The sequence below is a fragment of the Klebsiella scottii genome (assembly GCF_036561945.1).
Taxonomy (GTDB): Bacteria; Pseudomonadota; Gammaproteobacteria; order Enterobacterales; family Enterobacteriaceae; genus Klebsiella; species Klebsiella scottii.
In genome coordinates, this window is record NZ_JARXNI010000020.1 from 2,484,516 (window position 1) to 2,496,107 (window position 11,592).

The following is an 11,592-nucleotide window of genomic DNA, read 5'->3' on the forward strand; positions in this document are numbered from 1 at the left end:
AGTGCGCAATGAATAAAACCCGTCAACAAGAGTTAACCCGCTGGTTAAAAGAACAGAGCATTCTCTCCCGTCGCTGGTTGATGATTTCCCGCACGCTGGGCGTCATTAGCGGCCTGCTGATTGTCGCTCAGGCCTGGCTGCTGGCGCGGATCCTTCACCGCATGATAATGGAGAATATTCCGGCGACGGCGCTGTTGCTGCCGTTTACCGTGCTGGTGCTGATTTTCGTCCTCCGGGCGTGGGTGGTATGGCTGCGCGAGCGGGTAGGATTTTATGCCGGGCAGCATATCCGCTATGAGATCCGTCGCCAGGTGCTCGATCGTCTGCAGGAGGCCGGGCCGGCATGGATACAGGGCAAACCTGCGGGCAGCTGGGCGACGCTTATCCTCGAGCAAATCGACGATATGCACGATTACTATGCGCGCTATCTGCCGCAGATGACGCTGGCCGCGTGCGTACCGCTGCTCATCGTTATCACTATTTTCCCGATTAACTGGGCGGCAGCGCTGATTCTTCTCGGCACCGCGCCGCTGATCCCGATGTTTATGGCGCTGGTCGGCATGGGCGCCGCGGATGCAAACCGCCGCAACTTCCAGGCCCTGGCGCGGCTGAGCGGCCACTTCCTCGACCGCCTGCGCGGCATGGAAACGCTGCGAATTTTCGATCGCGGCGCCGCGGAAACCGACAATATCCGCGAGGCTTCGCAGGATTTCCGCCAGCGAACGATGGACGTCCTGCGTCTCGCCTTTCTCTCCTCCGGGGTACTGGAATTTTTCACTTCCCTCTCCATCGCGCTGGTGGCGGTCTATTTCGGTTTCTCCTACCTGGGCGAGCTTAATTTTGGTCATTACGGCGCGGGCGTCACCCTGATGGCCGGCTTTCTGACCCTGATCCTCGCGCCGGAGTTTTTCCAGCCCCTGCGCGATCTGGGCACCTTTTACCACGCGAAAGCGCAGGCTATCGGCGCGGCGGACAGCCTGAAAGCCTTTATGGAAACGCCGCTGGCGCAGGCCGAGCGCGGCGAGAAGGTGCTTAGCGATAACGAGCTGGTGAGTCTTGAAGCGCGCGATCTGCGGATCAAGTCACCGGAGGGTAAAGTGCTGGCAGGACCGCTGAACTTCACCCTCCCCGCCGGTAAGCGCGTGGTGCTGGTTGGGCAAAGCGGCTCCGGCAAAAGCTCGCTGCTGAATACGCTGGCGGGTTTTCTGCCCTATGACGGGTCGCTGATGGTCAACGGCGTCGAGCTGCGCGATCTTGATAGCCAGCGCTGGCATCACATGCTGAGCTGGGTTGGACAAAACCCGCAGCTGCCTGCGGCCACGCTGCGTGAAAACGTGCTTCTGGCGTGGCCTGAGGCGACCGAAGCGCAGCTTCAGCTTGCGCTGGATAAGGCCTGGGTAAGCGAATTTATCTCGCAGCTGCCGCAGGGCATTAATACGCCCGTTGGCGATCAGGCGACCCGCGTATCGGTTGGGCAGGCGCAGCGTATCGCCGTCGCGCGCGCGCTGCTGGTTCCCTGCCGTCTGCTGCTGCTTGATGAGCCTGCAGCCAGCCTTGACGCCCACAGCGAACAGCGGGTGATGCAGGCCCTGTCAAACGCCTCTTCGCAGCAAACAACGCTGATGGTCACTCACCAGCTCGAAGGTATAGCCGGCTGGGACGCTATCTGGGTGATGCAAAACGGACAGATTGTCGAGCAGGGCGAATATTCGCAGCTTGCCGCCGCCGAAGGGCCCTTCGCGACCCTGCTGGCTCATCGTCAGGAGGAGATTTAAATGCGCGCATTATTACCTTATCTGGCGTTGTACAAGCGGCACCTGTGGCTGCTGATGCTCGGCGTGGTGCTGGCGATCGTCACCCTGCTGGCCAGTATCGGACTGCTGACGCTGTCAGGCTGGTTCCTGTCGGCATCGGCCGTTGTCGGCGTTGCCGGTATCTACAGCTTTAACTACATGCTGCCCGCCGCCGGCGTGCGCGGCGCGGCGATAATTCGTACCGCCGGGCGCTACTTTGAACGCCTGGTGAGCCACGACGCGACTTTCCGCGTTCTGCAGCATCTGCGCGTTTTCACGTTCAGCAAGCTGCTGCCGCTCTCCCCCGCCGGGCTGGCGCGTTTTCGCCAGGGCGAACTGCTTAACCGCATCGTTGCCGACGTCGATACCCTGGATCATCTCTATCTGCGGGTCATTTCGCCGCTGGTAGGGGCGCTGGTGGTCATTCTGGTGGTCACCGCCGGCCTAAGTATTCTGGACGTCACGCTGGCCCTGACGCTTGGCGGTATTATGCTGCTGACCGTGCTGATACTGCCGCCGCTGTTTTATCGGGCCGGCAAACCGGCCGGCGAGTGCATAACCCAAATGCGCGGCCAGTACCGCCAGCAGCTCACGGCCTGGCTGCAGGGACAGGCGGAGCTGATGCTGTTTAACGCCAGCGATCGCTACCGCGAGCAGCTGGAGAAAACCGAACAGCGCTGGCAGGATGCCCAGCGACGTCAGGCCGAACTTACCGCGCTTTCCCAGGCGCTGATGCTGCTGATTGGCGGCGTTGCGGTGATTGCGATGCTGTGGCTGACGTCCGCCGGCGTCGGCGGCGATAGCCAGCCGGGCGCGCTGATCGCGCTCTTCGTTTTCTGCGCGCTGGCGGCGTTTGAGGCGCTGGCGCCGGTCACCGGCGCGTTCCAGCATCTCGGGCAGGTCATCGCCTCCGCGCGGCGGATTACGCAAATCACCGAGCAGCCGCCGGAAGTCTCCTTTGCGCAGAGCGCTAACCAGGCCTTCTCACGCGTGACGCTCACGCTGAATCAGGTCACCTTTAGCTATCCGCAGCAGCCCACCGCGGCGCTGGAGAATATCTCTTTACAGATTGCCGCCGGCGAGCATATCGCTATTCTCGGACGCACCGGCTGCGGAAAATCGACCCTTCTGCAGCTGCTTACCCGCGCCTGGGATCCGGCCCAGGGAGAGATTTTACTCAACGACCAGCCGCTTACGCAGCTCAACGAAACGACCCTACGCCGGGCAATGAGCGTGGTTCCTCAGCGCGTGCATCTGTTTAGCGCAACGCTGCGCGACAACCTGCTGCTGGCGGCCCCGCAGGCGAGCGATGCGCATCTGGCGAACACCCTCGAACGGGTCGGGCTGGGCAAATTGCTCGACGATAGCGGCCTCAACAGCTGGCTGGGAGAAGGCGGCCGTCAGCTTTCCGGCGGCGAGCTGCGCCGGCTGGCGATTGCCCGCGCCCTGCTTCACGACGCGCCGCTGATGCTGCTCGATGAGCCGACCGAAGGCCTGGACGCCACAACGGAAAGCCAAATCCTTGATTTATTAGCCGAAGTGATGAAAGAAAAAACCGTGCTGATGGTCACCCACCGCCTGCGCGGGCTGGCGCGTTTTAATCAGATAATTATCATGGACAACGGGAAGATTATTGAGCAAGGTAGTCACGCAGAACTGCTGGCTCAACAAGGGCGCTACTACCAGTTTAAGCAGCGCCTGTAGGCCAATCGTTATCGGGCTATCGCCGCCGGGCATCCCGAATGATTTTGTGTATATACTCAATGAGTTTCAGGCACGCGCAGCATGCGAGCCCCTGGCCGCTGGTCACGGGCGCAGATAGTACGCCGGCGCCTGAAAGACAGCGAATATACTGGACAATTGCTGGTGCGTATTGAGGTTAAAATGCGTCTGGTTCAGCTCTCCCGTCAGTCCATTGCCTTCCCCGCTCCGGAAGGCGCCCTGCGTGAACCGAATGGCCTGCTGGCGCTGGGGGGCGATCTTAGCCCGGCGCGCCTGCTGATGGCCTATCAGCACGGCATCTTTCCGTGGTTTTCGCCGGGGGACCCCATTTTATGGTGGTCTCCCGATCCCCGCGCGGTTCTGTGGCCCGGGCAGTTTCATCTCAGCCGCAGCATGAAGCGCTTCCACCAGCGCTCTCCCTATCGCGTGACGCTGAACCATGCTTTTGGCGAGGTGATTGAGGGCTGCGCCGCCAATCGTGATGAGGGCACCTGGATAACCGCCAGCATCGTCAAGGCCTACCACCAGCTGCACGAGCTGGGCCACGCGCACTCAATCGAGGTGTGGCGTGACGAGACGCTGGTTGGCGGGATGTACGGCGTGGCTCAGGGGGCGCTATTTTGCGGCGAGTCGATGTTCAGTCATGCGGAAAACGCGTCTAAAACAGCCTTGCTGGTATTCTGCCAGGCGTTTATGCGCGACGGTGGCCAGTTAATTGACTGCCAGGTGCTAAATAATCATACCGCGTCGCTGGGCGCCGTCGAAATTCCCCGCCGCGACTATCTCGATCGTCTGGCGCAATTGCGCAGCCAGCGTTTACCGGAAAGATTTTGGGTGCCGAGGGTGCTATTTACCGGCAATGTGTAAATGTTTTCAGCACATTCTTCGCCGGGATGGTATAATTGCGCGGTAGAGTAGCTTCTGCCCGTTGCCCCGCCGCCGTTTGGGAATAATAAGAGTCAGATAACGCCCATCGTTCTGTCACTCCCCCCCTTTACGTTTGCGCCTGTCGTGCGGTTTATCCGCGTGCATTCCGGGCAATGCGCCAAAACTACTTCAGTGATTTAAACCCAAACTTATTCATGATGCGCCGGGACGACAAACCAAACGCCAGGCAGCATCAATAACTATGTGACCGTGAGAACTAAGGCAGCCAGCAAGATAAAGTATATAGACTCGCAATAAGTCGGGTTGCAGGCGGGCGGCAAGTGAACGAATCCCCAGCGCTTACTGAAACAGGTAGCCGGGATCGATGAACGCAGCCAGCGTGGATGCAACGCGGAGTGTGACGGGTATAAACGTAAAACTTTACTTACTCGCTGAACTTCGGCATTATCTTGCCGGTTCAAAACTACGGTAGTGATACCCCAGAGGACTAGATGGCCAAAGAAGACAATATTGAAATGCAGGGCACCGTACTTGACACGTTGCCTAACACAATGTTCCGCGTAGAACTGGAAAACGGTCACGTGGTAACTGCGCATATTTCCGGTAAAATGCGTAAGAACTACATCCGCATTCTGACGGGCGACAAAGTGACTGTTGAGCTGACCCCGTACGACCTGAGCAAAGGCCGCATTGTCTTCCGTAGTCGCTGATAGTTTTCCGCCCTCGTGGCGTTAGATGCGAAAGGCCGGGATAATTCCCGGTCTTTTTACATCCCTTCTCCGCTAAGCGACTGCGGATATAAAAAAACCGGCCCACAGGCCGGTTTTTGACGTTTCAGAGGGAGAATTAATGCGCCGTTTCCGGTTTGTGCTTCTGCGCACTTTGGAAATCATAGGTCAGCGAACTCTTCTCTTTATCCAGCGCGACGGTGACCTGTCCGCCGTCAACTAACGAACCAAACAGCAGCTCGTTGGCCAGCGGTTTCTTCAGGTTATCCTGAATCACCCGCGCCATTGGACGCGCGCCCATCGCCCGGTCATAGCCTTTTTCTGCCAGCCAGTCTCGCGCTTCCTGACTCACTTCCAGCGACACGCCTTTCTGATCCAGCTGAACCTGCAGCTCGACGATAAACTTATCCACCACCTGATGGATCACCGTCGTTGACAGATGATCGAACCAGATAATGTTGTCGAGACGGTTACGAAACTCCGGCGTAAAGATCTTCTTGATCTCATCCATCGCATCGGGACTGTTATCCTGATGAATAAGGCCAATCGACTTACGCTCGGTTTCACGCACGCCGGCGTTGGTGGTCATCACCAGCACCACGTTGCGGAAGTCCGCCTTGCGGCCGTTGTTGTCGGTCAGCGTACCGTTGTCCATCACCTGCAGCAGCAGGTTAAAGACGTCCGGATGCGCTTTTTCAATCTCATCAAGCAGCAGCACCGCGTGCGGATGTTTAATGACCGCATCGGTCAGCAGCCCGCCCTGATCGAAACCAACGTAGCCCGGAGGCGCACCGATCAAACGGCTGACGGTGTGACGCTCCATATACTCAGACATGTCAAAGCGCAGCAGCTCGATACCCAGCGCCTTGGCCAGCTGTACGGTGACCTCGGTTTTCCCGACGCCGGTAGGCCCGGCGAACAGGAAGGAACCCACCGGCTTATGCTCGTGGCCCAGTCCGGCACGCGCCATCTTGATGGCTTCGGTTAAAGCCTCGATCGCCTTACCCTGACCAAAGACCAGCATTTTCAGCCGATCGCCAAGATTTCTCAGCGTATCGCGGTCGCTTTGGGAGACGCTCTTCTCAGGGATGCGGGCAATGCGCGCCACCACCGATTCGATATCCGCCACGTTAACCGTTTTCTTACGCTTGCTGGCCGGCATCAGCCGCGCCCGCGCGCCCGCTTCGTCGATAACATCAATCGCCTTATCCGGCAGATGACGATCGTTAATATATTTCACCGCCAGTTCGACCGCCGCACGCACCGCTTTCGCCGTATAACGCACGTCGTGGTGCGCTTCGTACTTCGGCTTCAGGCCGTTAATAATCTGCACCGTCTCTTCTACCGAAGGTTCAGTGATGTCTATCTTCTGGAAGCGCCGGGCTAACGCGCGGTCTTTTTCGAAGATATTGCTGAACTCCTGGTAGGTCGTAGACCCCATCACCCGAATCTTGCCGCTGGAGAGCAGCGGTTTAATCAGGTTGGCGGCATCGACCTGGCCGCCGGAAGCGGCGCCCGCGCCGATGATGGTGTGGATTTCATCGATGAACAGAATACTGTTGGTATCCTGCTCCAGCTGTTTCAGCAGCGCTTTGAAACGTTTTTCAAAATCACCGCGGTATTTTGTTCCTGCCAGCAGGGAGCCGATATCCAGCGAATAGATCGTGCAATCGGCCATAATTTCCGGCACGTCGCCCTGCACAATTCGCCAGGCCAGCCCTTCGGCAATCGCGGTTTTACCCACGCCGGACTCACCCACCAGCAGCGGGTTGTTCTTACGACGGCGGCACAGAACCTGAATGGCGCGCTCCAGCTCTTTTTCGCGGCCAATCAGCGGATCGATTCCGCCAACGCGAGCAAGCTGATTGAGGTTGGTGGTGAAGTTTTCCATACGATCCTCCCCGCCTGCTTGCTCTTCATTGCTGGGCTGGCTTCCGCTGTTTTCGGAAGGCTGGCTCGGCTCGTCTTTACGCGTACCGTGAGAGATGAAGTTCACCACGTCAAGACGGCTGACTTCATGTTTACGCAGCAGATAGGCCGCCTGCGACTCCTGCTCGCTAAAAATAGCGACCAAAACGTTGGCGCCGGTCACTTCGCTGCGGCCAGAGGATTGTACGTGGAAGACTGCACGCTGCAGTACGCGCTGGAAGCTCAGCGTCGGCTGAGTGTCGCGCTCTTCTTCCGTGGCGGGTAGAACAGGCGTGGTCTGTTCGATGAAGGCTTCAAGTTCCTGACGCAGCGCCACCAGGTCCACGGAACACGCTTCCAGCGCTTCGCGGGCCGAAGGGTTGCTGAGCAGCGCCAGCAGCAAGTGCTCGACGGTCATGAACTCATGACGGTGCTCGCGCGCTCTGGCGAAAGCCATGTTTAAACTGAGTTCCAGTTCTTGATTGAGCATTGGCACCTCCCCCAATTTTCATGCCTGTCTTCAGGCTTTCTCTAGCGTACACAGCAATGGATGCTCGTTCTCCTTCGCATACTGGCTCACCATCGCGACTTTGGTTTCCGCAACCTCTGCGGTAAATACACCACAAATCGCTTTACCTTGATAGTGAACCGTCAGCATCAGTTGCGTCGCACGTTCTACATCATAAGAAAAGAATTTTTGTAACACGTCAATAACAAACTCCATTGGAGTGTAGTCATCATTGAGCAATATCACTTTATACATCGATGGTGGTTTAAGCTCATCGCGCACTTCGTCTTCAAGTAGCTGATCGAAGTCCAGCCAATCTTTCTTACTCATCGTCAGTATTCATCATCGGTTGCTGTTGCCAACAGGCGGTGGCCTGTCGATGATCAAAAGTTATGCCCATCACAAATCTACAATAGATCATAGATAACTATCATCTATTACTTCCATCCGCGATGTCTGTCACATTCCCCGGCAATAGCGTTAACTGCTTCAAATTTTGACGCATTTTTCGCCTTCCCCTACCGTCAATCGCTTGACGCATTTTCGTATTTCTCTAAATTGTACTGGCGAGAGTTGGCGAGCATTTGAACAACTCGTCACTCCACTACCGGTTCATTCCATCTTACTTATAAAGAATTACGAAGGATGTCGAAGTATGGAAATGGGTACTGTTAAGTGGTTCAACAATGCCAAAGGGTTTGGTTTTATTTGCCCTGAGGGCGGAGGCGAAGACATTTTCGCCCATTACTCCACCATCCAGATGGATGGTTACAGAACGCTAAAAGCCGGACAAGCCGTTCGGTTTGATGTCCACCAGGGACCGAAAGGTAATCACGCCAGCGTGATTGTTCCTGTAGAAGCGGAAGCGGCTGCATAACTCTTTCGCTTCATTGTGTACATCCTGCCAGTAAAATGCCAGTCCTTCTGACTGGCATTTTTTTGCTCCTACTCGCGAGCCAGCGCATCCACCGGATCGAGACGGGCGGCGTTTCGCGCAGGAAGCCAGCCAAACAGCACGCCGGTTAGCGTCGAACACAAAAACGCCGTCAGCAGCGCCAGCGGTGAAAAACCAATCTCCCAGCCGGGCAAAAACAGCTGCAGGATGAAGGCTATCATCAGCGATAGCGTCACCCCCAGCGCACCGCCCACCAGGCAGACTAACACCGCCTCAATCAGGAACTGCTGCAGCACGTCGCTGGCCCGCGCCCCGACCGCCATTCGGATACCAATCTCGCGGGTCCGTTCGGTTACCGATACCAGCATGATATTCATCACCCCGATGCCGCCAACCACCAGCGCGATAACCGCCACCAAAGTCAGAAACAGCTGTAGTGTATGTGTGGTCCGTTCTGCGGTTTTCAAGATGCTGTCCATATTCCAGGTGAAAACATCTTTTTTGCCATGCCGCAGTTCGAACAAACGCAGCAGCTGCTGTTCGGCGATTGAGCTATCGTATCCTTCGCGCACCCGTACGGTGATTGAGTTCAGCCACGACTGCCCCATCACTCTTCCGGCCATAGTGGTATAAGGCAACCAGACGCGGAGGATTTTGCTGCTGCCGAACATCGACTGCTTCTCATCCGCCACGCCAATCACCGTCGCGGGCATATTGCCAACCAGAATAACTTCGCCCACCACCCGCGCCTTGTGCGGAAAGAGCTGGCGTCGGGCATTGCTGTCCAGCACCACCACCTGCGCCCGGCTGCTTAGCTGCAGCTCATTAAAGGTATTGCCTTCGCTAAAGGTCATGCCGTAGACGTTGAAATACTGCGCCCCGACGCCCTCGGCGCTGGCGGCAACGTCGATATTATCGGCGCGCAGGCGCAGGCTTTTCGAAACCGCAGGCGTCGCCGAGCTTACCCAGGGCTGCTTCTGAATAGCCAGCAGGTCGTCATACTTCAGCGCCTGCTGATAGCGGGGGTCGTCATCGCCGAAATCCTTCCCGGGATAGACATCGATCGTATTGGTGCCGATGGCGCGAATGTCAGCCAGCACCATCTGCTTCGCCGCATCCCCCACCACCACAATCGACACCACCGAGGCGATGCCGATAATAATGCCGAGCATGGTGAGCAGAGTGCGCATTTTATTGGCGGTCATTGCCCGCCAGGCCATCACCAGCGCTTCACGAAAGCCGCTGCTGAACTGACGCCAGGCAGAAGATTCGGCCGCGGAGCCCTGGCGAATGACGCCGGCGCTGCCTGCCGCCTGCGCTGGCGGGTTACGCACGATCTCGCCATCGTGGATCTCAATGATGCGTTCTGCCTGCGCCGCGACCAGCGGATCGTGGGTGACGATGATAACCGTATGTCCCTGCGATTTAAGCTGGTGCAGAATCGCCATCACCTCTTCGCCGGAACGGCTATCCAGCGCGCCGGTTGGCTCATCCGCCAGAATAACTTCTCCACCGTTCATTAACGCACGGGCAATGCTGACCCGCTGCTGCTGGCCGCCGGAGAGCTGCGAAGGCTGATACTCCGCCCGGTCGCCAAGCCCCAGCCGCACCAGCAGTTCCCGCGCGCGCTCCAGGCGAGCCCGTCGTTCGGTTCCGGCGTAAACCGCCGGCACTTCGACGTTCTGTACCGCCGTCAGGTGCGACAGCAGATGGTAGCGCTGGAAGATAAAGCCAAAATGCTCTCGCCGCAGCCGCGCCAGCTCGTCGCCATTGAGCCGCGACACGTCCGTTCCCGCCACCCGATAGGTGCCGCTGCTCGGCTTATCGAGACAGCCGAGGATATTCATCAGGGTCGATTTACCGGAGCCGGAAGCCCCGACAATGGCCACCATTTCTCCGGCGGCGATGCTTAGCGAGACCCCCTTCAGGACATCGACGCTCCCGTCGCCGGAAAGATAGCTGCGGCGTATATCACGCAGTTCGAGCAGCGCCGTCATTTAGCCGTCCCGGGCGCACTTTCCCCGACGATAACCTCATCGCCTTCGTCTAAGCCCTTCACTATCGCCACATCGATATCGTTGCGCGCGCCGATAGTGACTTCACGTTCTTTGACCTCACCGGCGCGCAGCAGCCGCACGTGATAGCGGTTTTCACCGATGGCGTCCCCCAGCGCGCTCAGCGGAATAGCGATCACGTTTTTCACTTCCGCCATCTGGATATGGACCTGGGCCGTCATCTCGAGACGCAGGATCCCCTGCGGGTTCGGGACCTCAAAGCGGGCGTAGTAGAAGATCGCGTCGTTCACCTTTTCCGGCGTGGGTAAAATATCCTTCAGGGTCCCTTCGTAGCGGGTAAGCGGGTCGCCAAGCACGGTGAACCACGCCTTTTGCCCGGCGCGAAGGTGGATAACGTCCGCTTCAGAGATCTGCGCCTTCACCAGCATGGTGCTGAGATCGGCGAGGGTCAGAATATTCGGCGCCTGCTGGGCGGCAATAACCGTCTGCCCCTGCAGGGTGGTGATTTGCGTTACTTCCCCGGACATCGGGGCCAAAATTTTAGTGTAATCGAGGTTAGTTTTCGCGGTATCCAGCGTGGCCTGGTTACGTTTGACCTGCGCCTCGATGGTGCCAATCTGCGCCTCTTTGACCGCTAAATCGGTGGCCGCGGTATCCAGATCCTGGCGCGAAACCAGCTGACGCTGCGCCAGCTGCTGCTGACGCGCTAAGGTCACGGCGGCCAGCTGACGTTCGGCGCGGGCCTGATTCAGCTGCGCGCGCAGCTCCATCAGCGTCGCTTCGACTTCTTTAATTTGGTTCTCCGCCTGCTCGGGATCGATAACCCCCAGCAGCTGATCCTTCTGTACCTTGTCGCCGATACTCACGCGCAGCGTCTTCAGCTGCCCGCTCACCTGCGCCCCAACGTCGACTTTACGTACCGCATCCAGCTTACCGGTGGCCAGCACGCTCTGCTGGAGATCGCCTTTACGCACCACCAGAGTCTGATAGTGCGGCAGCGGCGCATTCAGCACCCGCCATCCCCAGATGGCCAGAGCCAGTACGACAATGGCCAGTAGCCACCAGACTTTCCTGCGTTTTCCATTGAGCTTCATAAAAATTCCTGATGTTTTAAACCGCAGCGCAAGCCGGTGAT

9 protein-coding genes are annotated in these 11,592 nt (G+C 58.0%); 5 read left to right on the forward strand and 4 right to left on the reverse strand.

Translation table 11 applies throughout. The features are described from left to right. The first annotated feature begins 8 nt into the window (after positions 1–8). The 4 genes from cydD to infA all read left to right on the forward strand — a co-directional run bounded on the left by cydD (position 9) and on the right by infA (position 5,113). The gene (cydD, locus tag QFI97_RS19365) at positions 9–1,775 is read left to right on the forward strand and encodes a heme ABC transporter permease/ATP-binding protein CydD (protein ID WP_095095612.1); all 1,767 of its coding nucleotides are present in this window, start codon (positions 9–11) and stop codon (positions 1,773–1,775) included. Beyond that, positions 1,776–3,497: a heme ABC transporter ATP-binding protein/permease CydC gene (gene cydC, locus QFI97_RS19370; RefSeq protein ID WP_095095609.1), complete on the forward strand. Its 1,722-nt coding sequence runs from the start codon at positions 1,776–1,778 to the stop codon at positions 3,495–3,497. Between the two features lie 180 nt (positions 3,498–3,677). Next, positions 3,678–4,382 (forward strand): leucyl/phenylalanyl-tRNA--protein transferase, encoded by a 705-nt coding sequence (aat, locus tag QFI97_RS19375; RefSeq protein WP_095098020.1) that lies wholly within the window; start codon positions 3,678–3,680, stop codon positions 4,380–4,382. A 512-nt stretch (positions 4,383–4,894) separates the two neighbouring features. Next, positions 4,895–5,113 carry a translation initiation factor IF-1 gene (gene infA / locus QFI97_RS19380; RefSeq protein ID WP_002211347.1) on the forward strand — a complete coding sequence of 73 codons (219 nt, stop codon included), beginning with the start codon at positions 4,895–4,897 and terminating at the stop codon, positions 5,111–5,113. 136 nt (positions 5,114–5,249) lie between these two features. On the opposite strand, the gene clpA is transcribed toward infA, so the two are convergent. Next, positions 5,250–7,529, reverse strand: a complete 2,280-nt coding sequence (gene clpA / locus QFI97_RS19385; protein ID WP_076945049.1) for an ATP-dependent Clp protease ATP-binding subunit ClpA — start codon at positions 7,527–7,529, stop codon at positions 5,250–5,252. A gap of 30 nt (positions 7,530–7,559) precedes the next feature. Then, a complete protein-coding gene (gene clpS / locus QFI97_RS19390) occupies positions 7,560–7,877 on the reverse strand; it encodes an ATP-dependent Clp protease adapter ClpS (protein ID WP_095095606.1) in 318 nt (105 codons plus the stop codon). Positions 7,878–8,202: 325 nt separating this feature from the next. On the opposite strand from clpS, the gene cspD reads away from it, so the two are divergent. After that, a complete protein-coding gene (cspD, locus tag QFI97_RS19395) occupies positions 8,203–8,424 on the forward strand; it encodes a cold shock-like protein CspD (RefSeq protein ID WP_004860015.1) in 222 nt (73 codons plus the stop codon). 68 nt (positions 8,425–8,492) lie between these two features. On the opposite strand, the gene macB is transcribed toward cspD, so the two are convergent. Both macB and macA read right to left on the reverse strand, forming a co-directional pair. Beyond that, positions 8,493–10,439: a macrolide ABC transporter ATP-binding protein/permease MacB gene (gene macB / locus QFI97_RS19400; RefSeq protein WP_346431815.1), complete on the reverse strand. Its 1,947-nt coding sequence runs from the start codon at positions 10,437–10,439 to the stop codon at positions 8,493–8,495. Next, complete coding sequence (gene macA / locus QFI97_RS19405; RefSeq protein WP_346431816.1) at positions 10,436–11,551, reverse strand: macrolide transporter subunit MacA; 1,116 nt, start codon at positions 11,549–11,551, stop codon at positions 10,436–10,438. Before macA ends, macB begins: the two co-directional genes overlap by 4 nt. Between the last annotated feature and the right edge of the window lie 41 nt (positions 11,552–11,592).